24 protein-coding genes and 1 pseudogene are annotated in these 25,082 nt (G+C 46.7%); 10 read left to right on the top strand and 15 right to left on the bottom strand.

What is annotated here, in order from left to right:
• From IRE19_RS13970 to IRE19_RS13940, 7 genes are all read right to left on the bottom strand, one after another.
• Entirely contained in the window at positions 1-1,395 is a 1,395-nt protein-coding gene (locus tag IRE19_RS13970) for a sensor histidine kinase (RefSeq protein ID WP_203340879.1), read from the bottom strand.
• Complete coding sequence (locus tag IRE19_RS13965; RefSeq protein ID WP_191716220.1) at positions 1,392-2,063, bottom strand: response regulator transcription factor; 672 nt, start codon at positions 2,061-2,063, stop codon at positions 1,392-1,394. The genes IRE19_RS13970 and IRE19_RS13965 overlap by 4 nt, the downstream gene beginning before the upstream one ends.
• Before the next feature lie 75 nt (positions 2,064-2,138).
• Entirely contained in the window at positions 2,139-4,238 is a 2,100-nt protein-coding gene (locus tag IRE19_RS13960; protein ID WP_191716219.1) for an MMPL family transporter, read from the bottom strand.
• Between the two features lie 197 nt (positions 4,239-4,435).
• Positions 4,436-5,155: a hypothetical protein gene (locus IRE19_RS13955; RefSeq protein WP_203340878.1), complete on the bottom strand. Its 720-nt coding sequence runs from the start codon at positions 5,153-5,155 to the stop codon at positions 4,436-4,438.
• Between the two features lies 1 nt (position 5,156).
• On the bottom strand, positions 5,157-6,011 hold the full coding sequence (locus IRE19_RS13950; RefSeq protein ID WP_432419933.1) for an ATP-binding cassette domain-containing protein: 855 nt from the start codon (positions 6,009-6,011) through the stop codon (positions 5,157-5,159).
• Positions 6,012-6,028: 17 nt separating this feature from the next.
• Positions 6,029-6,403 (bottom strand): GntR family transcriptional regulator, encoded by a 375-nt coding sequence (locus tag IRE19_RS13945; RefSeq protein ID WP_191716217.1) that lies wholly within the window; start codon positions 6,401-6,403, stop codon positions 6,029-6,031.
• Between the two features lie 206 nt (positions 6,404-6,609).
• Positions 6,610-8,109: an MDR family MFS transporter gene (locus IRE19_RS13940; protein WP_203340877.1), complete on the bottom strand. Its 1,500-nt coding sequence runs from the start codon at positions 8,107-8,109 to the stop codon at positions 6,610-6,612.
• A gap of 383 nt (positions 8,110-8,492) precedes the next feature.
• Here IRE19_RS13940 and IRE19_RS13935 point away from each other — a divergent pair, with 383 nt between their 5' ends.
• From IRE19_RS13935 to IRE19_RS13895, 9 genes are all read left to right on the top strand, one after another.
• Positions 8,493-9,041 (top strand): sigma-70 family RNA polymerase sigma factor, encoded by a 549-nt coding sequence (locus IRE19_RS13935; protein WP_203340876.1) that lies wholly within the window; start codon positions 8,493-8,495, stop codon positions 9,039-9,041.
• Positions 9,016-10,113 carry a DUF4179 domain-containing protein gene (locus IRE19_RS13930; RefSeq protein WP_203340875.1) on the top strand — a complete coding sequence of 366 codons (1,098 nt, stop codon included), beginning with the start codon at positions 9,016-9,018 and terminating at the stop codon, positions 10,111-10,113. Before IRE19_RS13935 ends, IRE19_RS13930 begins: the two co-directional genes overlap by 26 nt.
• Positions 10,114-10,263: 150 nt before the next feature.
• Positions 10,264-10,485, top strand: a complete 222-nt coding sequence (locus tag IRE19_RS13925; protein ID WP_191716213.1) for a hypothetical protein — start codon at positions 10,264-10,266, stop codon at positions 10,483-10,485.
• A gap of 578 nt (positions 10,486-11,063) precedes the next feature.
• A complete protein-coding gene (locus tag IRE19_RS13920; RefSeq protein WP_203340874.1) occupies positions 11,064-12,263 on the top strand; it encodes an amidohydrolase in 1,200 nt (399 codons plus the stop codon).
• A 279-nt stretch (positions 12,264-12,542) separates the two neighbouring features.
• On the top strand, positions 12,543-13,757 hold the full coding sequence (locus tag IRE19_RS13915) for an acyl-CoA dehydrogenase family protein (protein ID WP_203340925.1): 1,215 nt from the start codon (positions 12,543-12,545) through the stop codon (positions 13,755-13,757).
• Positions 13,758-13,927: 170 nt separating this feature from the next.
• On the top strand, positions 13,928-14,644 hold the full coding sequence (locus IRE19_RS13910; protein ID WP_203340873.1) for a PspA/IM30 family protein: 717 nt from the start codon (positions 13,928-13,930) through the stop codon (positions 14,642-14,644).
• Positions 14,645-14,692: 48 nt separating this feature from the next.
• Positions 14,693-15,721, top strand: coding sequence for a TFIIB-type zinc ribbon-containing protein (locus IRE19_RS13905; RefSeq protein WP_203340872.1), 1,029 nt, complete (start codon positions 14,693-14,695; stop codon positions 15,719-15,721).
• Positions 15,718-16,500 carry a TPM domain-containing protein gene (locus tag IRE19_RS13900; RefSeq protein ID WP_203340871.1) on the top strand — a complete coding sequence of 261 codons (783 nt, stop codon included), beginning with the start codon at positions 15,718-15,720 and terminating at the stop codon, positions 16,498-16,500. The genes IRE19_RS13905 and IRE19_RS13900 overlap by 4 nt, the downstream gene beginning before the upstream one ends.
• A 33-nt stretch (positions 16,501-16,533) precedes the next feature.
• On the top strand, positions 16,534-17,520 hold the full coding sequence (locus IRE19_RS13895) for an SPFH domain-containing protein (protein WP_203340870.1): 987 nt from the start codon (positions 16,534-16,536) through the stop codon (positions 17,518-17,520).
• A gap of 61 nt (positions 17,521-17,581) precedes the next feature.
• Here the strand turns inward: IRE19_RS13895 and IRE19_RS13890 are convergent, their stop codons facing one another.
• From IRE19_RS13890 to IRE19_RS13860, 7 genes and pseudogenes are all read right to left on the bottom strand, one after another.
• On the bottom strand, positions 17,582-18,058 hold the full coding sequence (locus IRE19_RS13890) for a DUF2975 domain-containing protein (protein WP_203340869.1): 477 nt from the start codon (positions 18,056-18,058) through the stop codon (positions 17,582-17,584).
• Positions 18,059-18,097: 39 nt separating this feature from the next.
• A complete protein-coding gene (locus IRE19_RS13885; protein ID WP_191716206.1) occupies positions 18,098-18,322 on the bottom strand; it encodes a helix-turn-helix domain-containing protein in 225 nt (74 codons plus the stop codon).
• 11 nt (positions 18,323-18,333) lie between these two features.
• Positions 18,334-18,813 (bottom strand): DUF2975 domain-containing protein, encoded by a 480-nt coding sequence (locus tag IRE19_RS13880; protein ID WP_203340868.1) that lies wholly within the window; start codon positions 18,811-18,813, stop codon positions 18,334-18,336.
• A gap of 623 nt (positions 18,814-19,436) precedes the next feature.
• Positions 19,437-19,754, bottom strand: coding sequence for a hypothetical protein (locus tag IRE19_RS13875; RefSeq protein WP_203340867.1), 318 nt, complete (start codon positions 19,752-19,754; stop codon positions 19,437-19,439).
• 243 nt (positions 19,755-19,997) lie between these two features.
• The gene (locus IRE19_RS13870) at positions 19,998-21,362 is read right to left on the bottom strand and encodes a YjiH family protein (protein ID WP_191716203.1); all 1,365 of its coding nucleotides are present in this window, start codon (positions 21,360-21,362) and stop codon (positions 19,998-20,000) included.
• The gene (locus IRE19_RS13865) at positions 21,359-22,690 is read right to left on the bottom strand and encodes a sigma 54-interacting transcriptional regulator (RefSeq protein ID WP_191716202.1); all 1,332 of its coding nucleotides are present in this window, start codon (positions 22,688-22,690) and stop codon (positions 21,359-21,361) included. The genes IRE19_RS13870 and IRE19_RS13865 overlap by 4 nt, the downstream gene beginning before the upstream one ends.
• A gap of 267 nt (positions 22,691-22,957) precedes the next feature.
• Positions 22,958-23,706, bottom strand: a pseudogene (locus tag IRE19_RS13860) (SDR family NAD(P)-dependent oxidoreductase).
• A gap of 180 nt (positions 23,707-23,886) precedes the next feature.
• Between IRE19_RS13860 and IRE19_RS13855 the strand changes: the two are divergent.
• Positions 23,887-24,387: a pyridoxamine 5'-phosphate oxidase family protein gene (locus IRE19_RS13855; RefSeq protein ID WP_203340866.1), complete on the top strand. Its 501-nt coding sequence runs from the start codon at positions 23,887-23,889 to the stop codon at positions 24,385-24,387.
• Positions 24,388-24,445: 58 nt separating this feature from the next.
• Here the strand turns inward: IRE19_RS13855 and IRE19_RS13850 are convergent, their stop codons facing one another.
• The gene (locus IRE19_RS13850) at positions 24,446-24,979 is read right to left on the bottom strand and encodes a DUF2798 domain-containing protein (RefSeq protein WP_191716199.1); all 534 of its coding nucleotides are present in this window, start codon (positions 24,977-24,979) and stop codon (positions 24,446-24,448) included.
• Positions 24,980-25,082: the final 103 nt, after the last annotated feature.

Here is a 25,082-nt window from a genome sequence, read left to right as displayed (position 1 = left end):
TTAGTATTGTGTGGGAACGGGATGCGGGAAGGCCAGGATAAATTCACTTCCTGTGCCCAGCCGGCTATTAACCCGAATGGTGCCATGGTGCAAGGTGACGATTTGGTGCACAATCGACAGCCCAAGTCCGGTGCTGTCTTTTTTGCGTGCGGCATCGACACGGTAGAAGCGATCGAACAACTGCGGCAAGGCGTCTTCCGGAATGCCTTGTCCGCTGTCTTTAAATGTAACGGTGATGCCGGTATCGTCCGACTGCAGGATGATTTCGATGCTGCCGCCGGGTTTATTGTATTTGATGGCGTTGGTCAACAAGTTGTCCCAGACATTATCAAGCAGTTCGGCATCGCCGCGGAAACGTGTTGGAGCGAGCTGGTAAGACAGGTTGATGTCTTCTTCTTCAAGCCGCCAGCGGTATTTCCGGACGACGCCTCTCAATTGTTCATCCAGCTGGAACTCTTTTGTTTTCATCGGATAAGCACCTTGGTCGAGCGATGTCAGCAGCAGCAATTGGCGTGTCAAGCTGGACAACCGCTTGGCTTCCTGGTCGATGATGGACGTATACGCTAGACGGTCGTTGTCGGAAAGCCCCGGTGACTTCAACAGATCCGCGTAGCCCTGGATGTTCATCAACGGCGATTGGAAATCATGTGACACGTTGCTGATGAACGATTTACGTGCCAAGTCGTTGTGCTGCAATTGTTTCTGCATCAAATTGAAGCTTTCAGAAAGCTGGCCAATTTCATCATTGCGCCGAATATCAAGCGGAAAGCTGTAGTTCTCGCGGGCAATATGTTTGGTCGCTTCTGTCAGCTGGACAATTGGCCGCGTCAATTGTCGCGCCATCCAGATCATGCCGATGATGCTGACAAGTGCAATTGCCACTACAAAGCCGATCAGGACGGAATGGATATCCGTCGAAACAAGCTTGGTATCGGGCCGGATGAACAGGCCATAAGGTTCACCGCTTCTTTCAAACGGCACACCGACTGTATTGTGCAGTTCATTGGTGAAATGGCCGATCATGAAAATGTCATCTGTGAAATTGTCCAGTCCCGTATAGACTTCATTTTCCGACAGAACCTGTTCGGCCTGTTCAGGAAACGCGGTATCGTCAAACGGTTTGCCGAAAAACTGCATCTCTCCGGAGCTGTCGACAAGCGCAATCTGGTAGCCAAGCTTTGCGACTGCCTGCAGGTAATTGGTGAAACTTTCATCCGAATACGGCACGTTTTGTACGGTGCTGATAATTTCTTCGGCAATGGCCACGTTTTGTTCGATCGTTTCATCTTTAGTGACCGTCACATAGAAGATATTGGCGATGGAAAACCCAATGAGGATGCTGATGGCCAGAATGAACAGCGTAGCGACAGTGAATTGCCGGTACAAAGTTTTCATTTTGAAGCCTCCAGCTTATAGCCGATTCCACGCAATGTGTGGATTTCAACATCAGCTCCGTAACGCTTGAGGCGGTCCCGGATCCGGTTGATGTGGGTATTCAAAGTCATTTCGCTGCCTTCGTGTTCTTCGCCCCAGACATAATCCATCAGCAATCCGCGGGGAGTGGCCAGATTGACGCGCGAAACCAGCAGCGACAGCAACTCGAATTCCTTCAGCGGCAAAATCAGTGTTTCTTTGCCGATGGTCACTTCGAAGTTCCGGCGATTGATCGATAGGTTTCCGGCCTGCAGATTCTCCTGGACAGAACGCTCCGAGCGTCGCAGGACAACGGCGACGCGAAACAGCAATTCCTTCGGTTCGAAAGGCTTGACCATGTAATCCTCGGTTCCGGACAGGAAGCCTTTTTCCTTATCCTCGAGCTGGCCTTTTGCTGTCAAGAGAATCACGGGAATATTGAGGTCCTGGGTCAGGATACGGGTCAGCTGAAACCCGTCCATGCCCGGCATCATAACGTCGACGATGGCCAGGTCAACAAGTTGGTCCTCAAGCAGCAGCAAGGCCTGTTCTGCATCATTTGCTTTAAAGACGGTATAGCCTTCTTTGCTGAGGTGAATTGCGACCAGCTGCTGGATATAAACATCATCGTCCACGACGAGTATTTTCATGCGGATTCCTCCCATTCAATCAGAAAGCCCGGCACATGGGTGGCCGGACTTTCCACTCTCTATATTATGCAGGGTTTACTTGTCTTTTTCAAAAAACAATATCAAAGCTGGAAGAAGCATGCCGCGCACCAGGAAAGTATCAATCAAGATTCCGATTGAAACCATGAAACCGAATACGAACAAATCAGCGATTGGCATAGTAGTCAATGCGGCAAAAGTGGCGGCCAGGATGATGCCGGCAGAAGAGATGACACCGCCTGTATGGCTGATGGCGATTTCCAGGGCTTTTTTGACTTTGTGTGATTTCCGTTCTTCGATAAAGCGTGAAACCAGGATAATGTTATAGTCAATGCCAAGTGCTACCAGGAAGATAAACGCATATACCGGTACACGTGTACTGATGGCCTCATAGCCGAACAACACATCGACCAGGAAAATTCCCAAGCCGAGCGCCGACAAGTAAGAAAGCAAAATCGTCGCCATCATATAGATCGGCATTTTCCAAGAGCGGGTCAGGACGAACAGCAATACCAAAATCAATAAGGTTTCAAGTACAACAATTTTGTAGATATCGCTATTGTTGACTTCCCGTTCATCAACGAGTTTCGGTGTAATGCCGCCGAAATGCGTGTCTCCGTCAATGGACGCACGATCAAGCAAAGCGCCGCTGTCGTTCCGCAGTTGTTCCACGAAATCAAGGGCTTCTGTCGAATACGGATTCATCGATAAGGCAATGTTGTATTTCACTGCTTCGCCATTATCAGTTTGGCCGGACAAACGGGCAGAAGCAATTTCGCCATAAGCAGTCAGCTCTTCAGAAAGAGCGGCTGCGGCTTCTTCTGTAATCGGCTCATCCCCAACAACCAATAGGGTGGAAGGCGCAATTTCGCCTTTGTCGAATTTCTGTTCAACAATTTCATAACCGACACGAGAAGGCATGTCTTCCGGGAATGATTTCACTGTATCGAATTCAAACTCCAGATTCACAATATTCAATGCTGAAACAATCATCAGAACGGCGACAAGTCCGCCGGAAATCAAAGGTTTGTTGACGACGAATTTCGCAACAGGTCCCCAGATTCCGTGTTTCACTTCTGAGGATTGGCCATATTTCGGCACTTTCGGCCAAAATGCTTTGCGGCCGAATAACGTGAATAAAGCCGGAATCAGCGTAATCGAAGCAATCATGATAACGAAAACAGCCGTACCGAAAATCGGTGCAAAATTTGCATAGTCACGGAAGTCTGCAAAGAACAGCACAAGCATGGCTGCAAGAACAGTACCGCCAGCGAAGAACACCGGTTCACCCGTTGCCCGCATGGCATGTTTCATGGCTTCGTGTTTGCTTTCGTAATGGTTCAATTCCTCACGGAAGCGTGAGAAAACGAACAGCGAGTAATCGATTACAGCCGCAAACAGCAGGATGCTCATGATCGAAGTCGTTTGGCTGGTCAGTTCCAATCCGCCAGAGCCCATGAAGGCAAGCGTCTGGTTAACCACCTGATAGACGATCACTGTCGCCAGAAGTGGAATGAATGCGAGTAGCGGCGAGCGGTAGATGACGATCAACAGTACAAGAATGATCAGGACTGTTGCAATCAACAACACAAAATCCGCTTCTTCAAACAATTTGACGGTATCGCCTGCAATGCCGGCAGGACCGGTAACGTAGAATTCCATCGAACCGGAATCAGCTGCGATGTCGCTGCCGATTTCAGAAGCTTCGTCATTGATTTCCGCAAAGTCGGCACTGCCGAGCCCTGCTTCAAGTGACATTGGAATAATCATTGTTGTATTGTCTTCGGAATAAAAACCTTCCAAAGCAGGAGGTGGCAATTGGCTTATGTCGACAATTGAGTCGATGCCTTTAATGTTTGCCTCTGTAATGCCTGTCAGAATTTCCTGGACAGTTTCGGGATTGACATCGCCTTCGCTGTTATGGAAAACGAGAATGCCAGGCGTTCCTTGGTCGTTCGGGAAATATTCTTTCAGTTTCTGGTCCGCGATAATTGATTGTGCATCATCGGGCAGTGATTGGAAATTGGCCACTTTGTAATCATTGAGTCTCGGTCCCATGCTGAGTGCAATCATTAGGACAAGCCAGACGATGATGGTGATCCACATGCCTTTTTTGGTCGATACCCAATCAGTGATTGGATTCAGGAATCTGTTCATTGCTTATTTCTCCTCTCTCTATAACATTTCTGATTTATCATAAAGGATGAATATAAATTGAATATCAATTTTTGATGGCAGAGATTTGAACAATAGAATTGTGTGTGTGCCAGGCACGCACACAATTGCATTCATGTACGAAAAAAAGACGGTGCGAGTAACTAGTCAAGTTACCTGCAACGTCTTTTCATATATGTTTACATCTTGATGGTAATGCGTTTTGTCATCAGGCGCGTGGAAATCAGCAAGACGGCAACCAAAATGAGTGAACCGGTGATGGCTAAAGCTGGTCCAGCTTCTGCAGGAATATAAGGTACCCAAGGAATAATGGAACTCAATCCACTGTCTCCAAGGAAATAGCCATTGAGGCTGAGAGCAGCAACCGCAATTCCGACGAAAACAAAGCCGATGATCCAGCCAAAGCGGTAATAGCCGATTCCAATCAGCCAACCGATCAAGTAATAAGTGAAAGCGTTGATAAAAAACGTGACGGTGGCCGAAAGCCATCCGGATGACGGATAGAACGCGCCGACACCATCTGTGCCAATGGGCAGTGCAGCGAAGCCTGAAATAAAGTGCTCAATGCCGTTGACAGCGAGCGGCACTAAAGTGACAGCCGCCGCCAATGCAAGTGCGGATAAAACGGTACCCATATACAAATCCTTGCGTGTGATGCCTTGCTGCACATAGTAGCCAAGAAAGCCATAGGCTGCGATAATCCCGCAGACCAGCATGAAGATCGCTACAGAATAGCTTGAAAAGGCGAAGAAGGGATCAACGCTGGCATCGTTTCTGACTACGATGAACATGCCGATGATGTGTGCGGCAATCAAAAATGAGAAAAACCAAATCGCCCATTTAAACTGTTCGTAAAAGAGGTCGAAAGCAACTTTTGGATACAATTTTAATTGTTTCATCTTAATGCGCCTCCTCTGTTAAGTGGATGAACAGGTCCTGCAGCGGCACTGGGCCGATTTCAAGGCCTTGTTCCCGTGCGGCGAGTTGGTTCTGTTCAGTCAGCGTACCGTAAACCATAACTGATTTCGTGCCGCCCAGCCTTTGTTCGTTCAAAACTTTCATGCCGGCGACAAAATCATCAACCTGATCGGCTGATCCTGTAATCGAAGCACCTTGAGCAGAAAGGGTTTCATATTCCTCGTTCAGCAAGAGGTTTCCTTGATCGATGATGACGACCTTATCGAAAAGGTAATCCATTTCCGACACCAGATGAGTGGAAAGAATGAAGGTCCGCGGATATTCTGCCTGGTCCGCTAGAATTTCCTCATAGAAGATTTGGCGTGCCGGTGCATCCATTCCCAGATAGGCTTCATCGAAAATTGTCACGGGCGTGCGGCTCGCAAGTCCGATGACCACATTCAACGCTGACTGCATGCCTTTGGATAATTTATGGGCAGGCTTGTCGAGCGGCAGTTTAAAGCGCTTCAGTAAATGGTTGGCGTAATCTTTGTCGTAGTTTGGGCGATACCTTTCCGGAAATTCAAGCAAAGCAGGAATCTTTTCGTATTCGTCTGCATAGTCCTTTTCATAAATGAACGAAATCTGCTGCATCTTCTCTGGATTTTCAAAGACTGGTTCACCATCAATCTCTATTTGGCCGGTTGTCGGTTCACGGAAAGCCGCGAGCAAAGACAGAAGGGAAGTCTTGCCAGCACCGTTGCGCCCGATGAGGCCGTGGATCTTGCCAACTTCCAGCGCCAGTGAAATGTCCTTTAATGCTTCAAATTTCCCGAATTTCAACGTGACATTTTTCATCTCTATTTTGGCAGCCATCATCCTTCACTCCCTTTCGTGTTTTTGATCAGGTCAATAATTTCTTGTTGGGAAATGCCAAGCTTCTTTGCTTCCTGAATGAGACTCCTGACGTAATTGTCGACAAATGCTTCTTTGCGCTGTCCGACCAATGTCTGTTTTGCTCCTTCTGCTACAAACATCCCAATCCCTCTCTTCTTAAATAAGATTCCTTCTTCCACCAGCTGGTTGATCCCTTTTGAGACAGTCGCATGATTGATCTTATAAAAATTGACGAGCTGATTGGTCGATGGTGCCTGATCTCCTTCTTTCAGCTGATCATTGACAATTTGGTCTTCAATCAATTCACGGACCTGCAAAAAAATTGGTTTACTCGAATCAAACGCATTGCTCACTGAAAACACCTCCTGAACCCTTCTGGCTGTATGGTTATATACTTATGTGTATAACCATATATCCGCTTGACTTATTTGTCAATTATTTTGTGTCATTTTTAAAACAATAGAACGAAATAAAAAGGTGTTGCACAAGCTGCTTTTCGCAGTTCAGGCAACACCTTTTGTTTACACTATTCCTGCATCTTAAAAATAACTAGTTATTTTCAGTTCTTCACAATCTGGTCGCCAAGCTTTTCCTTGCTCATCATAAACGCGACAATGAGCGCCAGAACAGCAGGGACGATCGCCCATAGGAATGTGCTCGCAATGGAAGAAGAAAGGGCATCCGTCAATTGGGCTGACAGTTCGGCAGGAATATTGGCACGTCCTTCAGCAGACAATAGGGCACGGGAGTCTCCAGTAAAGCTGGCAGCTCCGGCTCCAAAATTTTCGGTCATATTACGCGTGAACGCATGGCTTTGGATAATCCCGAAAATGGTGATGCCGATGGTCATCCCGAATGTACGCAGGAAGCTGACGGTGGAAGTTGCGGCACCGCGTTTGCGTACTGAAAACGGATGGATGGCGGCTGATGGCAGCACGGAGAAGGATGCGCCAATGCCAAGTCCGGCAAGAATCATAAAGAAGACCACCAGGAATCGTGATGTATCAATCGATAAAGTGGCAAGCAAAATCATGCCGACTGTCAGTAGAGCGAGTGTCGGAATCAAGAATGAGCGATAAGCGAACTTGGCCATCAAGGCGCCGCCGATCGAAGCACTGACAACCGAGCCGACCATCATCGGCAACAGAACGAGTCCGGAGTTCGTCGCATTCCCTCCTTGAACCCCTTGGATATAGAACGGGATGTAAACCGAAGCCGTGATGAAAGCAGCACCGCTGAAAATCGAAATGAGGCCACTTGTCGCAAAGAGGCGTTCTTTGAACATGCTGAAATCGATGACCGGTTCATCAGCGCGACGTTCTGCAATGATGAAGATGATGGCGAGTACAGCAAAGCCGGCGAATAAACCGAAGCTTTGAGGAGATACCCACGCAAATTCCTTGCCGCCCAGTTCCACTGCAAACATCAGGCAGACAACTGCGCCGACAAGTGTAGCAGCACCGAGCCAGTCGATTTTTTGTTCGGCATGTTCGAGTGACTCTTTATAGAAGAAAGCCACCATTATGAAAGCAATTAAGCCAAGTGGAATGTTGATATAGAAAATCCATGTCCAGTTGATATATTCCGTGATATAAGCACCCAGCAAAGGACCAAAGACGCTGGAAATCCCGAATACGGCACCGAACATGCCGCTCATTTTGCCGCGTTGTTTTAACGGCACAACGTCAAACATGATCGTGAATGCAATCGGCATGAGTGCTCCGCCGCCGATTCCTTGAATCGCACGGTAGATGATCAATTCATTGATGGTATCCGCTGTACCGCAAAGCACCGAACCGATCATGAAAACCAGTAACCCGAAAATGAAAAAACGTTTGCGTCCATACATATCGGAAAGTTTACCGAAAATCGGCATTCCCGCCATCTGTGCGACCAGATAAGCGGAAGTGACCCAGACGAATTTATCGACACCGCCCAGTTCCCCAACGATTGAAGGGAGCGCCGTCGTGACAATCGTGTTGTCCATGGATGCCACTAAAATCGCCAGCAGCAATCCCCCAATAACTACTTTAATATTGCTTTGCCCTTTATTGTTCATTTTTTCGCCTTCCATTTCTTTCAATTTAATTTTGGATGTTCATATCATAATCCTATAGAATAAAGAAAACCAAATTTGAAGGCTCGAATTTGTACCAAACTCGAAAGTTTTTTTGAGTTTTTATGATTAAGGCCTGCTTTGTATAAGTCCTTGGTTCTTTTGTTCTGTCTGCTTTTTATCTTTTAGAGCCAGCATATTCTGGTGATTGCGCAATTTATTGATTGTGGACCACTTTAACTCTGTAAAACGAAGCGCCTCTATCTTAAGAGGCGTTTTTATTTTGCTTAGGTGAGTTTAAAGAATGGTAAAATTTTAGTAGTGAAAAATAAGTGAAACGTTTTGAAGTGCCGCTGTCTCTAATTAATAAAGGGAGGATGAGGTGGATGCAGCACGATGAGGACATGATTGCAGCAGCAATTCGAGGCGATCGCTTAGCGCTTCAGAAATTATTGAAATTAGAAAAAGAGAAATTATACCGCATGGCCTATACATATGTGAAAAACGAAGATGAGGCGTTGGAAATTTTTCAGCAGACTGTTCTTCAGGCCATTGAGTCAATCCATCAATTAAAGAATCCGGCTTACTTCTCGACTTGGTTAACACGCATCTGTATCAACAAAGCTCTGACAGCTTTGAAGAAAAACAAAAAGCTCGTTGTAATGGATAAAGTGGAAGAACAAGTACTGGAGATGGATTCCTCTGCAGATATAGCTCAGCAATTGGATGTGGCAAATGCCTTGGGTTTATTGTCGGAGAAATACAAGACGGCGCTGATGCTGCGGTATTACCAGGATTTTTCTGTAAAACAAATAGCGGAAGTAATGAACTGTGCGGAAGGATCGGTAAAGACGCTTATTCACCGGGGGCTGGCATTGCTGAAAAAGAATTTGAAGGGAGTGTATGCAGATGAACGGCAAAGAGATTTCAATTAAGAAAGCGATGGAACAGATCGATGTGCCGGAAGATCGTTTGGATGCAATCATTGAACAGGCATTCTTTGAAACTTCTGCTGCTAAAAAGAAGAAACAGCGTAGATGGCTGGCGCCGGCTGTCGCAGCCTCAGTCCTTTTTATCGGCAGTTCTGCTGCAGTTCTGACAGCCTCACCAGTACTTGCCAACTACATGGCGCAGATCCCAGTCATCGGCAATGTGTTCGCCATCTTTTCAGAGGAAGAGAGAGGGTTGTTGGAATATGAGCGCTTCAGTGAAGATGTGGGGTTGTCGCAAACAAGCAATGGCATTACAATTTCCATTGAACAGGCGGTGTACGATGGAACAAAAGTGACGTTCACATATACAGTTGAATCAGATCAAAAACTGGATTCTTCAGCGCATTTAACGGGATCTCCAATCTTACTTGAAGCAGAAGGGCCCACTGGCGGCATGGAATGGGAGCCGGTGGAAGGCGGAATTGCGGGTATTGCAGAAATCCTCCATCTTGATGAGGAGGCAAAACAGGTCAATGTCCAGTGGGAGCCTGTAAGCCTCTATACTGAACATGGGGAAATTGTGGGAGACTGGAAATTTGAGTTCGCGGTGGCGCAGCTGAAAAACTTAGAGCCTCTTATTTTAGATCAGAAAGTGAGCAATAACGGCGTCTCTGTGCACTTCGATAAAGTGACTTTTACAGACATCTCAGTAAATATTGCCTACCAGCAATTAGTGGAACCATCATTACTGCAGGACTGGCAGTATGTAGAAGCTGAACTGCTTGCCCAGGACGATTTGGGAAATGTTTATCCCGTTCCCTATAATGGCGGAACTACGCCAGGAGGTTCGCGAACAGCAGAAGATTTGGAATGGACAGCCACCGTTCGAGGATTGTCGCCAGAAGCGAAAACGCTGACCTTTTATCCGTTTGCGCACATCAGCAGGGTGGCTGAAGGAGGAGAACCAGATGCGAAGCGCATTGAATTTGATGCAGTAGAGATAGATTTGGTTGAAAGAACCCACTCTCTAATCGAAAATCCGGTATTCCCTGAATTGGAAGAAAAACAGGAGTGAAATCAGAACGAAACCCGCATCTGCCTGATCCGTAAGAGCGGGATTTATTTCATTGAAGCGACTGATATCGGTGAAATACAAGTGATAGGATTAATATCCACGGCAAGGGGTAAACTATCATTAAAATCTTTATTATTGGAGGAATCAGCAATGGCTAGAAAAGGCACAGCGGGGAAAACACCAGAAAAACACGTAGGCGCACCTGAATCGGGAATCGATAAAGCCATCAATAAAACAAAAGAAGTTTTTGACGGTGAAAACGAAGCCACTGATTATGAAGAAGTCAAAGGGAAAGAAGAAATGAAAGACGCGAAAGAACATTCTAAAAAAGTAGCGAATAAGAAGAATGAAGATAGCGAGAGAAATATTTAATCGAAAAGTGAAAAGGCACTGCCCCTACCCATTCAGGTTAGCGGCAGTGCCTTTTTAATTGCGCGGGTGCCTGGCACTCACACAATTAATTTTATTTTTATATAAAGTATAGAACGTTGAATAGTAGTTATTCTCAAACGGTTTTCTCACAAGGTATACACGCGATTAGCCATTCAATTTGTTAAAGGAATAAAATGAATAAAATCAAAACCTATTCATTCAACTGTTTGGCGGAAAGGTGGAGATGAGTAATTGCTCGAAAACCTGGCAGAGCAACTGCAGAAAAGGGAAATCCTTTTTAAAGTGCTTAATGGGAAGGATATGAATAAGTATGAATAATAGCTGGGGATTCCTGTTATTTCTCTGGAGGAAGGTTTTTAAGAGTGCTGCCTGAAAAAATGAATAAAAATATGAATTATAGGAATATAGATTTGGCCGATTATTAACTGCTATGGATGGAACCTGGTTCGTAGATTGGTTTCCCGGAAGAAAGTAAATCGGGCCTGACCTTTTCTATCGAAAGAAAAAGGTCTTGTTTTTCAATAGACAGGGTAGAGTCAAAGAAAGGAGTGATAGGAATGCTGACTGCAGAATTGCTGAAGCGATTAGATGCCAAAGAACAGCGCATCATTGACATACGGAGACACCTCCACGAACATCCGGAGCTGTCGTTTGAAGAAGAGAAGACAGCTGCCTATATTGAGGATTTCTATAAAGTGGTGGCGGTTGATTCGGTGGAGACGAATGTCGGCGGCCACCGGGGCATTGTGGTAACCATAAAAGGCGAAAAATCTGGCAAAACCATTGCGGTCCGTGCAGATTTCGATGCCTTGCCGATTCAAGAGGAAACGGATTTGCCCTTCGCATCCAAAACAAAAGGTGTTATGCATGCTTGCGGACACGATGGGCATACGGCTTATATGTTGGTTCTTGCCGAAACACTGGCTGAAATGAAAAAGCAATTGGCGGGGACGATTAAGGTTATTCATCAGCCGGCTGAAGAAATGCCGCCGGGCGGAGCGATCGGCATGATTAGAGCTGGCGTGCTTGACGATGTGTCGGCCGTATTCGGCATCCATGTTATGTCGACGATGGAAGCCGGAAAAATTTTTTACAGAAGCGGCAATACCCAAACCGGGCGTGCACGCTTTAAGCTGCATATCCAGGGAAAAGGCGGCCATGGTTCTTCTCCGCACATGGCGAATGATGCCATTGTGGCAGCAAGTTCTTTTGTCATGAATTGCCAGACCATCATCAGCCGACGGATGGATCCGTTTGATACGGCAGTGGTGACAATCGGCTCATTCGACGGCAAAGGGCAATTTAATGTCATCAAGGATGCTGTCGCACTGGAAGGCGATGTCCGGACGATGTCCCAGGAATCCCGTGAGCTGGTTGAAGCGCAGGTGCGCCAGTTTGCGGAAGGGCTGGAAACTTCTTTCGGCGTTCAGGCGACACTGGAATATGCGAATGATTATCCGGTCCTCTATAACGATCCTGAAATTACCGGGCAAGTTCGCCAGGCGATTGAAGAAGCGAATATCCCGGAAGTAACAGCAGTTGAAGAAGTGGCGCCACAGCCCCCTTCTGAGGATTTTGCCTATTACCTGGAGGAAAAGCCGGGCTGTTTTTTCTATGTGGGTGCAAAACCCTTAGGAAAAGAAGCATATCCACACCATCATCCCAAGTTTGAAATTGACGAGAAAAGCTTGTTGATCAGCGCGAAGGCAATGGCTGCAGTGGCAGCGGATTTTTGTCGAGAAAAGAAAGATGATTGAGTTCTCTTTTTGAATAAAGATCTGAATAATCTTGCAACTTATTTACAAACCTCTAATACTGGTTTAAAGTGACAATAAGGCGCGCGGAAGCATCAACTGTTCTTGCCGGGCACTTAGCGTATGTATACCCATGAAAAGATATTGCCAAGTCTGCAGAAATTTCACGATGAAATTTTTACGCGTAGATAGAAGCCAGTTCATCCAGACAAGCAGTCTTGCTGTTGTCTTTTTGAGCTGGCTTTTTTTGAAGAGCAAGAAAATCGGGAGGGGCGATTCATGATGGATTTTTCATTCACAGAAGAACAGGGGATGCTGCGAAGCACAACGCGCAGTTTTGTCGACAAGGAAATCATGCCGTTTATCGAAGAATGGGACCGGGCGGGCAAGTCAGACCCTGCCATTTACGGTAAGCTTGCCAACCTTGGACTGATGGGCGTTTGTATTCCGGGAAAATACGGCGGGAGCGGCATGGATTATAATTCGTTGGCGATTGTCTGCGAAGAATTGGAGCGAGGCGATACGGCATTCCGTACGGCGGTATCTGTCCATACCGGATTGAACAGCCTGACCATTCTGCAATGGGGGACGGAAGAACAAAAGCAGCAATACTTGATCCCGCAGGCGAAAGGCGAGAAAATCGGCGCTTTTGGATTGACGGAGCCGAGTGCTGGATCAGATGTGGCGGCGATGAAGACGACTGCTGTGAAGCAAGGCGACCATTACGTGTTGAATGGGCAGAAGACCTGGATTTCTCTTTGCGATGTGGCAGACCATTTTCTGGTCTTTGCCTACACAGGTGAGCAGGAACAAAAGCATGGAGCGATTTCCGCTTTCATAGTAGAACGAACCTGGCAGGGTTTTTCTTCCAAGGCCATTAAAGGAAAACATGGCATCCGGGCGGGCAATACGGGTGAATTGTTTTTTGAGGATGTGAAAGTTCCGGCAGAAAATCTGCTGGGGCAAGAAGGCGAAGGGTTTAAGATAGCTATGTCGGCCCTTGATAACGGGCGCTTTACGGTGGCCGCCGGAGCTGTTGGACAAATCATGGCGTGCCTGGAAGCGAGCGTCAGCTATTGCCATGAACGCCAAACTTTCGGCAAAGAAATCGGCAGACATCAACTGGTCCAGCAGATGATCGCAAAAATGGAAGCCGGTTTTCAAATGAGCCGGCTGCTTGTTTACCGTGCGGGCGAATTGAAAAACCAAGGAAAGCGCAACACCCGGGAAACTTCATTGGCGAAATGGCAGGCTTGTGATTTCGCCAATCAGGCAGCGGACGACGCATTCCAAATCCACGGTGCTTATGGCTACTCGGATGAATACCCGGTCAGCCGCTATTTGCGAAATTCCAAAGCGCCGGTCATCTATGAAGGGACGCGTGAAATCCACACGATCATGCAGGCGGAATATGTGCTGGGCTATAAAGAAGACAAAGCTTTGTCCAAAACATTGCCAGCCTGGGAACAGCAAGCCGATTCAACGGCAAATCGCTGATGCGGTGAAGAAGAATAGCAAGGTCAAACAGATCTTGTCGGCTGGCACACCCACAGACGGGAAATTCGGAAGAGGATAGCATGCTTAATCTCTGCGGGTATAGGGTACTCTTTCATTAGGAAGAGAGACTGCCCGGCAGTCCAATAAACCACACAAAAAGGAGAATGATCATGGAAATTCTAAAAAGGTTCAAAGACATTATGACGAGCAATATTAATGCCCTGTTGGATAAAGCAGAGGATCCGGAAAAAATGATCGATCAGTATCTGCGTGATTTGAACAGTGACTTGGGGAAAGTGAAATCGGAGACGGCAGCGATCATGGCTGCGGAAAAACGGGAGCGCCGCGAGCTCGAGGAATTTGAGAAAGAAATCGGTGACATGCAGCGTTATGCGGTAAAAGCATTGGAAGCGGGCAATGAAGACGATGCACGCAAATTCCTGCAGCGCAAAGCAGAGCTTTCCGAGAAAGTGACGGATAAACAGACAGCTGTTGAACTTGCGGCTGCTAATACACAACAGATGCGGCAAATGCACGACAAGCTGGAAGCGGATATCGGCGAACTGGAATCCCGCCGCTCAGAGCTGAAAGGCAAAGCATCTGTGGCAAAGACACAAAAACGCATGAACGATTTTGCTTCATCTGTGGATGGAGCGGGAGAACGGATTTCCGCCTTCGACAAGATGGAACAGAAAATCAATCAGGAGCTTGATGAAGCAATTGCCATGTCAGAATTGAACAAAGGCTCCAGTACAGACATCAAGGACCTGGCTTCAAAATACGACAGCGACTCATCGGTTGATGAGGAGTTGGAGTCGCTGAAAGCAGGCATCAATGTAGATGATGAATTGGAATCATTGAAAAGCCAATTGGGCAAAAATGAATGAGAGCGGCTGTGCGGACAGTTTCCTTTGACCTGAAGGGAGGCAGACACAATGGTCATTCAGTATAAATGTCCAAACTGCGGATCGGACATGGCGTTCGACAGCGAATCCGGACACCTGTCCTGTCCGAGCTGCGGGCGGCAGGATAACATCGAAACCTTTCCGGAAACCAATATCCTACGGAAATTCGACCCGGAGGAAGCGAAGGAATATCATTGTGAAAATTGTGGAGCGGTCATATTGACTGAAGCGGAAACCACTGCAACCCATTGCAGCTTCTGCGGGGCGCCGGTGCTGTTGGCAGACCGGCTGACAGGCGATCTGGCCCCTGCCAAAGTGATTCCTTTCACCATCAGCAAAGACGAGGCCGTCGCCGCTTTTCGGAAATGGACGAAAAACGGCAGGCTGACACCACCGGGTTTTGCCAGTGGCGACCGGATCAAAAAGATGACTGGCATGTATGTGCCTTTCTGGTTGTATGACATTGATGGGAAGGCTGATGTGTCAGCACTTGCAACCCGGGTGCGCAGTTATACCAGAGGGGATACGATCTACACGGAGACTAATTTCTATGATGTGCGCCGCGAAATGGACCTCAGCTATTTGAAGGTGCCAGCAGATGCTTCGGAAAAAATGGACGACGAATTGATGGACAAGTTGGAACCCTATGATTATGGGGAACTCAAGGATTTTAAAATGCCTTACCTGGCGGGTTACCTTGCTGAGAAGTACGATTATGACGATGACGCGTTGTTTTCCCGGGTCGAATCGAAAATTGTGCCTTATATCGATTCGTACATAAGCAGCACCATTTCCGGCTACTCAACCGTCAGCTATACGAATAAACAAATTCTGGCCAATAAAAAGAATGTCTACTATACATTGTTTCCCGTATGGATGGTTTATTATGATTTCGATAACAAGGAACATACCTTTGCGATGAACGGGCAAACCGGCAAAGTGGTCGGCAAGCCGCCGATCAGTGCATTCAAGGTCGCTGCTTGGTTCATCGGCATTGCCGCCTCCACTTTCGCTGTGCTGAAAGCAATTTCGTTTGCGATAGGAGGTGTGCTTTGGTGAAACAGTTTCAATTGAAAGGGCTAATGATGTTTTGCCTGCTGCTGTTTTTTATTGGCATCGGCGGAACTGCAGCTTCAGCAGCTGTGGAGCAGCGCGTATACGATAACGCCAATTTGCTGACCGGTTCAGAAATAGCCGAATTGGAAGCAGTGGCCGCAGAGCACAGCCGGAAGCACGGAACAGACTTTCTGTTTTTGACGTCTGAAGAGCAAGCACCTTTTTTCATCGTGGATTACATGGGGGATTTCTTTGATACATGGGCAGTGGAAAATGGCCAGGAAAATGCCGTCTTGCTGACGATGAACATCGCTACACGCGACGTTTACCTGGCAGGTTTTGGAACTGCAGAAACGACATTGGATAATCAGCGTGTCAATATGGTGCTCGACCGGATCATTCCGGACATGCAGCGGGGCGATTACGCAGGAGCTTTCCGTGAAACTATAACCACTTCAAGCCGCTACATGGAATTTCGTCCTGGGGTCAACCCGGAAAATATTCTCTTCAAGACCTGGTTCCAGCTCGCTGTTGCTTTGCTGCTGGGCGGAATTGTTGTCGGCTCGATGCTCTACAATTCGGGTGGACGTGTGACGACCACAGCCGGTACTTATTTTGACGGCGACAATTCACGGGTGACAGGCAAGCTTGACCAGTTCCGCAACAAGACCGTATCGCGCCGCAGGGTTCCGAAGAAAAGCAGTGGAGGCGGTGGTGGATTTGGCGGTGGCGGCGTCACGGGTGGCGGCCGCTCCTTCAGCGGAGGCGGGCGCAAATTCTAAAATCAGTTTGAATTAAAGGAGGAGACCGTGAGAATGGGGTTTTTCAGCAACCAATTTTCAGATGTAGTGGAATGGGAAGAATTCAGAGACGATATGATCTTCTGGAAATGGAACAACAATGAAGTCAAAAAAGGCAGCCGGCTGATTATCCGTCCAGGACAGGATGCTATCTTCATCAATAATGGCAAAATTGAAGGGATCTTTGAGGAAGAAGGCGAGTACGACATCGAATCGGAAATCGTGCCGTTCCTATCGACTTTGAAAGGCTTTCGCTTCGGCTTTAACAGCGGCATGCGCGTGGAAGTGCTGTTTGTAAACACCAAGGAATTCACCGTTAAATGGGGTACGCAGAACCCAATCAATATTCCGGCGCCACAGCTGCCCGGCGGCATGCCGATCCGGGCGAACGGCACCTTCCAGTTCAAAGTCAGCGATTACGTCGGCTTAATCGATAAAATTGCAGGTGTCCGCGACAGTTATCTGGTGGACGATGTGAAAATTCGCATCACGGCAATTCTGGATCAGCTTTTGATGCGATGGATCACAAAAGAAGGCAAGGACATGTTCAACTTGCAGGCCAATGCACATGAAATCGGCCAAGGAATCCAAGATGACTTGAATATGCAGCTGATGGACGACGGTATGAAAGTCACCGGGTTCCAGGTTATGAGCTTTAATTATCCGAAGGAAATCCAGGACATGATCAATAAAAGCGCATCGCATGGCATGGTCGGGGATGTCGGGAAATACCAGCAGATCTCAGTGGCCGATGCCATGGGCAAGTCATCGGGATCCAATACAGCATCCGACATGGCCGGCATGATGATGGGCATGAACATCGCCAAAGAAATGATGGATGGCCAGAAAGAATCTGATTCCGGCAAGCAGCAGAAAACAGCCGATGCAGGCTCGAATGATTCAGACACGAGCGGGCAAGCAGCACCGAAATTCTGTCCGAACTGCGGCCAAAAAAATGAAGGCTCCAAGTTCTGTCCGAATTGTGGGCAGAAGCTGAGTTAATGAATAGCAAAAACCGCCACCTGGATAAAAAATCGGGATGGCGGTTTTTGTCTTTGAGTTTCTAGATCGTTAACTTATTTTCTTCTTTCAATCGGATGGCTTGAACTGTCAGTTTCTCGAGCAAGGCTGCAAACACGCAGACCGTTGATGATGCAACAATGCAGATCAGGCTCATCGTGAATATGCCTGCAATGTCGCCGCCGATAAAGACAATCAGAAACACCAATCCTGCTATAAAGCAAAGAGCGATTGCGAAAGCACAGTATTTGATTTTCTTTAATGCGCTCACCGAATCCATTGAAAATGCCTTGTTTCGGCTGATGAAACCCAGCAGTTTAAAGGCCTGGTAAAGGGCGATAAAAAACAGGCTGAACAATATATAGGCAGACAGCATAAAAGGGTACTGCAGGTAAGCAGTCTCCGGATGGGCAGCTGCGTCTCTACTGGCCATTTCAGGAATAACGAACAGACAAAAAGCAAGAGCGGGAAGGCAAAGCAGGGCCAATACAGTTCTCAGAAAAAGCAGGGAAGCTCTCATGAAGCACACCTCTTTTATCAAGTGTTGGCTGGAGCCCGGTTATGAAGAGGAATCATCCTCTTCCGGCCGGTATTCCAGCACATCGCCCGGCTGACAATCCAAAGCTTTACAGATTGCCTCCAAGGTCGATAATCGAACGGCTTTTGCCTTGCCATTTTTCAGGATGGACAAGTTGGCCATGGTAATGCCGACTTTCTCTGAAAGCTCGGTTACGCTCATTTTTCGTTTAGCAAGCATCACGTCAATGTTGATTATAATTGCCATATCATTTCACCTCAGACCGTCAGATCATTTTCTGATTTTATTTCAATCGCATTTTCCAATAGCTTTTGAAGAACTGCCGCAAAGACGGCAATTACAAGGGCGCCAAAGGTAATGACCATCCCAAGCCCACCAAGGCCAGGAGCGTCATCCACTTGAGCCATGTACAAAATAATCGGCAAACACAACAAGTACAGGCCTGCGATGGTAAGGGCGCAGTATTTGATGTTCTTCAACGCTTTCACGGATCGTTCCGAGAAAGCGATGTTGCGGTCAATATAGCTCAAGAGCTTCATGGACTGGTATAAAGCAATAAAATAAGCAACGGCTGTGCCATACAGGGCAATCAGAAAGACATATTGCAGAAATGCCCATTCCGGCAAGAGTTCTCCGACAAACTGAGACAGCGGCGGCACCACAAAAATGCAGACAGCGATTACCGGAAGAGCCATGAGAAATAGAACGATTTTCAAAAACAGGGTTTCCCGTTTCATTTTTTAAGCACCTCGATTGTATAAGATTAGATTCAGTATAAAACAATATTTATCGAATTACAATATATAAATATTGATATACGGAATTAATAATCCAAATAACGATAGAGAGTAAAGTAGAAAATAACTGTTCTTCTATAGGCTGTTGGAATAGAATACAGTTTAAAATTCATCCCCCAAAAATATTAGATAAAGGTACCGGAATTAGAGAAATTAAAGAAAAGGCTCTGCCGCTGACCTCGATGGGTGATGGCAAAGCCCTTTGTATGGACGATAGCTTTTCAGTTCATAAAACCTAATTCAAGTAGACTGAAAAATCAAATAAATTTAATTGTTTTTTGAAAAAAGAGGAGTATGATAAAGGTAAAAGGAGGAGGAGTTAAAATGGAAGCCACCTTTGGTCTTGTGCCGATGCTGGTTTTGTCAGCCATTGTGATTCTGCTTATCGTGTTTTATTTCTTCTTCCACCACTGGGCAAAATGAATATTCAACAAGAAAGCCGCATGTCAGCATGCGGCTTTTTGTGTTGAACTGATAGGTAGTATGCAAAGCCATAGAATAGAAAAGAACCTAGATGGTCATAAAATTCAGTACCAGTCACCGCATCTGTAGTGCTTTCTTGATCAAAGAAAGCTTAAAACAAGGGCCGCGACGAGAAGAACGGCTGCCACTTTTCGGTTTGGAATTTTAAAGCGCGGCAAACTGCCGTTAACCAATGCGACAATGGCAATAATGATGACAAAAATGACCAGTAGATCGACAATGCTGCCGATGCCGCCGCCAAAGAGTCCCAGTAATACAAGCAGAGCGACCAGCAAGTAAAGTGGTGCCACAAGAACTTTCTTCCATAAAGCGTTTGAGCGAAGACCTGGGAGATCCAGGATAAAACTAGTAAAGCTGAACCTTGGTCTTCGTCTTCGAAAACGATTGGGGTCATTCATTCGGATTCCTCCTTGAGCTTTCAAATTGTAACTTAAAGATATTCTCTTATTGTGACAGAAACTCTCTAACTTAGATATGGTTTCGGCTGAACAGAAAACGCATCCAATCATGAAAGAAATCCATGTATCATCTTCTATACCTCTAAAGTTTTATCTGGCGTTTGAAGGGACGCGTTGGCAATACAAAAACGTTGAATAAAAAACGCCACTTCCAGATTCGAGATGCTGGAAGTGACGTTTTTCTTATACGAACAAATGGCCGAACAACACAAGAATCGGCAATGTGATGATGGTACGCAAGATAAAGATGACAGCCAGTTCCCAGAATTTCACCGGGATATTCGACCGCAGGATCAAAATACCGATTTCAGACATATAGATGATTTGCGTCAATGAAACACCGGCTAGCACAAAGCGTGTCAATTCGCTTTCGATTCCACTGCCAAGGACGGCTGGCAGGAACATATCCGCGAATCCGACAAGGAAGGTAGGAGCGGCTTCGGCTGCTTCCGGCAATCCAAGCAAAGTCAGAACCGGAATCAGCGGATAGGAAATGATTTTGAAAAGCGGTGTGTATTCCGCTACCATCAACGCCACTGTTCCCAAAGCCATGACCAGCGGAATCAATGCCAACCAGATATCCAGAACAGTTTCAATTCCGACTTGAGCTAATTTTTTTGGGCTTGCAGCGCCGGCTGCTTTGCGGCGGGCTTCATCGAATCCCCATTTGGCTAGGGGTACGCCTTTAGGAATATAATCGTCGATCTGTTTGCCTACCGGGGCGTAATAGTCATCCGGTTTGCGGGAAAGAGGCGGGATGCGCGGCATAATAATAGCAGCTACCAAGCAAGCAACCGAAACTGCTAAATAAAAGGGCAGGAACAGGTGCCCAATGCCGACCACATTTGCTACGACGAGACTGAAAGCGACAGAAGCAATGGAGAAGGTAGTGGCGATAACGGCTGCTTCGCGCTGCGTATAATTCCCTTCGTCGTATTGCTTCATGGTCACGAGTACGCCGACTGGCGCAGCACCCATCCAAGATGCCATCGCGTCGATGGACGAGCGGCCCGGCAAGGTGAATACTGGGCGCATGAACTTATTCAGCAGGGCACCGACAAATTCCATCAAGCCGAATTCAACGAGCAGCGGCAGGAGGATCCCGGCAAACAGAAACCATGTCAACAAGACCGGCGCCAAATCGTAGAGAACCACACCACCTGTATTGCGTGAGGAGATTGCTTCAGGACCGATTTCGTAATAAGCCATGATGCCGAATGCGAAAGCGAGCACACGGACGATCAACCCGAAAGGTCCATTGATGAAAGTAGCTCGCAAGAAAGGCGAGTTTCGGACGAAAGCAGGCTTTAAGGCAGTTGCCGTTAAGCTGGCGATTGCGGAGAAGCCAAGCAGGATGACGATGAATGGCGGAATGACCTCGCCAAATGCCGTCAGCAGGAACGACGCCAAGATGCCGACACCGATGGTCACTTCGCCGTTATAGGAAATTGGGCAAAGGAATAATAGCGCGCCGATGATGGAAGGAATCAGAAACTTCCACGTATCAGCGGGTTCAATGGTCTTTTTCTTTGTGTGAAGCATGGTCATGTAATTTTCCCCCCAAGTGATGTGCTTGTGTATTTTTTCAGTTTGCGGACGACGGAAGGCTGGCTGATGCCGAGCACATTTGCCATCTCCGTAGTAGTCCGGTATCGTTTCTGTGCGTTCAGCAAAATTTTCTTTTCTACGGATTCCAGTATATCCGGAAGCGTTTGGCCATCGAGTTCAAAGCCGATGCGCTCATCTGAATCCGGCTGATAGGCGGGGGGCAGATCGTCGAGTGTGATCAGAGCCGATTCACTTTCGATAAAGCTTCGCTCCAAAACATTGCGCAATTCCCGGAAGTTGCCTTTCCAGGGCAGCTGAAGCAAATGAAAATGGAGGTCATCAGAAACTGCTTTTTGTTGGTCGTAAGTCTGGTTCAGCAATTCAAGAAAATAGCCGATGGCCTGGTCCAGATCATCCGGCCTTTCCCGCAGCGGCTTCAGGTCAATCACAGCCAAATGCAGCAAATAAAACAGGTCTTCCCGGAAATTTCCGGCAGTGACCGCTTCTTCAATTAACGCACTGCTGATGGCGATGACACGTGCTGTGTGCGGCTGCTTTAGAATCTTGAACAACGCCGCCTGTGAAGCGGCCGAAAGCTGATCCAATTCATTTAGCGCCAATGTACCTCCGGCAGCGAGAGGGATATAGCCATCGCCATCCAATCCCGTAAAGCTGATGTCAAACACCGATTCCGGGATAGCGCTGCAATTGACCTCAATAAACGCAGCATCTCGTCTATTGCCCTGTGAGTGAATGAATTTAGCGAGCGCTGTTTTGCCGGTGCCTGGCTCTCCCTGGATCACTACTGGTACCTCCAGCTGCGCCATTTTAATTGCAGTCTGGAGTGCACGACTGGAAGAAGGGCTTTCCATAACACAGCCTTCTACTTGCAGCTGCTGGTTGCGAAGATGGGCAAGTTCTCCTTTGACTTTCGACATTTCCAGCTCCAGGTTGCCGAGGTATTCCTTCATAACCATGAGCTGTGATAGATCGTATGAATAGCTGACCACAAACTCCACATCCCCTTCGTCATTGAAAAGGGGGATGCCCGTGATCAGAACCTTTCTGCCGGAAGGCGTATCCTGCCGAAGCACGACTTTCTTCTTTTTTTCGAGAACCAGCGGTGTAATGGCGGGTGAGAAGATTCCTTCTGCTTCCAACGCATAGACGGATCTTCCGAGGAGTTCTTCAGGCGCTACTCCGTACGGTTCTCCACTGAGTGGGGAGACTTTAATGATGCGGCCTTCCCGGGTAGTGACAATAATGTCTTCATCATATGTATCAATAATTTCTTCATGGGTATTGGGAAGCAAAAACAAACTGTTCATTGGCGGCCTCCGTTATTCATTCTTGTATAGACTATACATGATTGAATAATCTATTTACAAGAAGAATTTATATTATTTCTCTATAACTTTACAAGAATACTGATTTATAGGGATTCTTTATTTTTTGATAGCAGGCTTGGTATGGAAAGGTGGAGTTTATTCTTATGAGAAGTAAAGTATTATTATGAATCCGGATGGTGGAAATAGGGGAATAAAAAGGCAAACGCCAAAATGGAGTTTGCCTGTAAACTTTTGATTGTCATTAATTTATTTCGTGTTTGTAAAACCGCCATCGATACGGATGACTTCGCCGTTGATGTAATTGGCTTTTGAAGTCAGCAGGAACGCCACTAATTCAGCTACTTCTTCCGGTGTGCCAAGCCGTTTCTGAGGAATGTCGGAAGTGGCATTTTCTTTCATTTCGGGATTGTCACGGTAAAAGGCTTCAACCATCGGCGTTTCAGTCGGACCTGGGGCAATGGAGTTGACGCGCAAGCCATCTTTGGCATATTCCGCTACCATGCTTTTCGTCATGCCGACGATGCCATGTTTCGTAGCCGAATAGGTCACGACTGAGTCCTGTCCAATTACGCCAGCGCTCGAAGCAGTATTAACAATCGAGCCGCCGCCATTTTTCAACATCACTTCAGCCACATAACGCATGCCGTACAAAGCGCCGAGCAGGTTTATGCCGACAATGCTTTCGATTTCACTGATGTCGGTATTCAGAAAGAATTTTCCGCTGCCGGAAATCCCTGCATTGTTGAAGAAATAATCGATGCTGCCGAAATGCTCCACTGTCTGGTCCACGTAATTTTTTACATCATCCGATTTGAAAACATCTGCTTTAATGAAAATAGCGTCAGGCCCCAGTTTTTTTACCATCTCGACTGTTTCATTTCCACCTCTTCACTGATGTCGACCACCGCGATATTAATGCCTTCCTGTGCCAACCGAACCGCTGTAGATTGGCCCAGGCCACTTCCACCGCCTGTGATGATTGCTGTTTTGCTCATGAAAAAATCTACCTCCAACGTATAAATGATTTTGCATCTACCTTATTAGTAATAACCGGAATTTGGGCGCTATAACCAGGTAAGAATAATGGGAACAACGTTTAAGGAAGTCCAAAAAGGGAACTATAGAAAGTAGAGACGTTTTACTTAATCTGAAATTTATAGGAGGAAAAGAATAGTATGGTAAACAATTCAACTGACAATCTGGAAGCAATCAAAACGGTAAATGAGTTGATCAAAGACATTGAAGTGGCAATGTTCACCACGATTTCTTCGGACAACAAAATCCTTTCACGCCCGATGCAGACCCAGGAAGTGGAGTTTGATGGCGAACTATGGTTCTTGACTATGAAAGACACAGATAAGTACCAGGAAATTGCCGCTAACCCACATGTAAACTTAGCTTATGCAGGGAAATCCTATGTCTCCATCAGCGGAACTGCGGAATTCATTGAAGATGAAGCGAAGAAAAAAGAATACTGGAATCCGGTGTTCGATAAAATGCTGGATACAAGCTATGACGACCCGAATGTCGTGCTCATCAAAGTGGATGCTGATTCAGCAGAGTATTGGGACTCGGGAAATACATTAAAATCCGTCAAAACGTTCGTAAAGAAATTGACGAATAATGAAACAAAGAAAGATGAAAAAGAAATAAACAATACGGTAGATTTTAAATAAAACCAGTTAATTCAAAAGCCCGCAGACAAAAACTTGTCTGCGGGCTTTTTTAAGTTGCTCAAAGAACTTCTGTTTTTAAAGCAGAATCTGTTTCTGTCGAGCTTCCTGCTTTTCTGTCTTGCGCTTCATGCAGCTTGACCATAGCGAAGCGGGCAACCGGTTGGATGACCAGGCTTTCAGCGATCAAGACGATGACAAAGTTACGTGGCCAATTTGCCAGCCAGTTGCTGAAAAGCTCCGAGTGGAAACCGTGGCCGACAATGTCGCCAATCAACGTCATCGCCGCGGACATGCCAAGGACGGTAAACAAGATCCGAAACAGGATTTTAGCGTTGAAGCTGTCTGAAGGTGTTGTCAGTTTGGCAGTCAATGCTTCTGCCAGACGCCCGAAAATAACCGGTTCGATGATCATGACGATGATCCACATGATCGGCAGCATTTTGACGATGCTCCAAGCGATGTCGGCATTGAATTCTCCTGCGAAGTAAATGACACTGAACGAAGTCATAAACAGGACAGTCATGGTAGAAATGAGGCCGCCATAAAGAAGGCCCTCTTTTCCGTTGTGTGGCAATCTTTTTTCCAGGTGCATATTCGTCTTCCTTTCAAAATACGTCTATTCGACTTGTTGTGCGTTCAATATTTGAGCTGATGGAGAGAAGGACAATCATTAAAGAGAGGACAAACTAATGGAG

The organism is Planococcus beijingensis (genome assembly GCF_016820615.1).
Lineage (GTDB): Bacteria > Bacillota > Bacilli > Bacillales_A > Planococcaceae > Planococcus > Planococcus notacanthi.
This window is presented reverse-complemented; position numbering and strand designations above follow the sequence as displayed.

Bases quoted from the DNA above. Each gene is read 5' to 3' on its own strand.
- IRE19_RS13970 (WP_203340879.1), bottom strand. From the start codon at position 1,395: ATGAAAACTTTGTACCGGCAATTCACTGTCGCTACGCTGTTCATTCTG.
- IRE19_RS13965 (WP_191716220.1), bottom strand. From the start codon at position 2,063: ATGAAAATACTCGTCGTGGACGATGATGTTTATATCCAGCAGCTGGTC.
- IRE19_RS13960 (WP_191716219.1), bottom strand. From the start codon at position 4,238: ATGAACAGATTCCTGAATCCAATCACTGATTGGGTATCGACCAAAAAA.
- IRE19_RS13955 (WP_203340878.1), bottom strand. From the start codon at position 5,155: ATGAAACAATTAAAATTGTATCCAAAAGTTGCTTTCGACCTCTTTTAC.
- IRE19_RS13950 (WP_432419933.1), bottom strand. From the start codon at position 6,011: ATGAAAAATGTCACGTTGAAATTCGGGAAATTTGAAGCATTAAAGGAC.
- IRE19_RS13940 (WP_203340877.1), bottom strand. From the start codon at position 8,109: ATGAACAATAAAGGGCAAAGCAATATTAAAGTAGTTATTGGGGGATTG.
- IRE19_RS13935 (WP_203340876.1), top strand. From the start codon at position 8,493: ATGCAGCACGATGAGGACATGATTGCAGCAGCAATTCGAGGCGATCGC.
- IRE19_RS13930 (WP_203340875.1), top strand. From the start codon at position 9,016: ATGAACGGCAAAGAGATTTCAATTAAGAAAGCGATGGAACAGATCGAT.
- IRE19_RS13925 (WP_191716213.1), top strand. From the start codon at position 10,264: ATGGCTAGAAAAGGCACAGCGGGGAAAACACCAGAAAAACACGTAGGC.
- IRE19_RS13920 (WP_203340874.1), top strand. From the start codon at position 11,064: ATGCTGACTGCAGAATTGCTGAAGCGATTAGATGCCAAAGAACAGCGC.
- IRE19_RS13915 (WP_203340925.1), top strand. From the start codon at position 12,543: ATGGATTTTTCATTCACAGAAGAACAGGGGATGCTGCGAAGCACAACG.
- IRE19_RS13910 (WP_203340873.1), top strand. From the start codon at position 13,928: ATGGAAATTCTAAAAAGGTTCAAAGACATTATGACGAGCAATATTAAT.
- IRE19_RS13905 (WP_203340872.1), top strand. From the start codon at position 14,693: ATGGTCATTCAGTATAAATGTCCAAACTGCGGATCGGACATGGCGTTC.
- IRE19_RS13895 (WP_203340870.1), top strand. From the start codon at position 16,534: ATGGGGTTTTTCAGCAACCAATTTTCAGATGTAGTGGAATGGGAAGAA.
- IRE19_RS13890 (WP_203340869.1), bottom strand. From the start codon at position 18,058: ATGAGAGCTTCCCTGCTTTTTCTGAGAACTGTATTGGCCCTGCTTTGC.
- IRE19_RS13885 (WP_191716206.1), bottom strand. From the start codon at position 18,322: ATGGCAATTATAATCAACATTGACGTGATGCTTGCTAAACGAAAAATG.
- IRE19_RS13880 (WP_203340868.1), bottom strand. From the start codon at position 18,813: ATGAAACGGGAAACCCTGTTTTTGAAAATCGTTCTATTTCTCATGGCT.
- IRE19_RS13875 (WP_203340867.1), bottom strand. From the start codon at position 19,754: ATGAATGACCCCAATCGTTTTCGAAGACGAAGACCAAGGTTCAGCTTT.
- IRE19_RS13870 (WP_191716203.1), bottom strand. From the start codon at position 21,362: ATGACCATGCTTCACACAAAGAAAAAGACCATTGAACCCGCTGATACG.
- IRE19_RS13865 (WP_191716202.1), bottom strand. From the start codon at position 22,690: ATGAACAGTTTGTTTTTGCTTCCCAATACCCATGAAGAAATTATTGAT.
- IRE19_RS13855 (WP_203340866.1), top strand. From the start codon at position 23,887: ATGGTAAACAATTCAACTGACAATCTGGAAGCAATCAAAACGGTAAAT.
- IRE19_RS13850 (WP_191716199.1), bottom strand. From the start codon at position 24,979: ATGCACCTGGAAAAAAGATTGCCACACAACGGAAAAGAGGGCCTTCTT.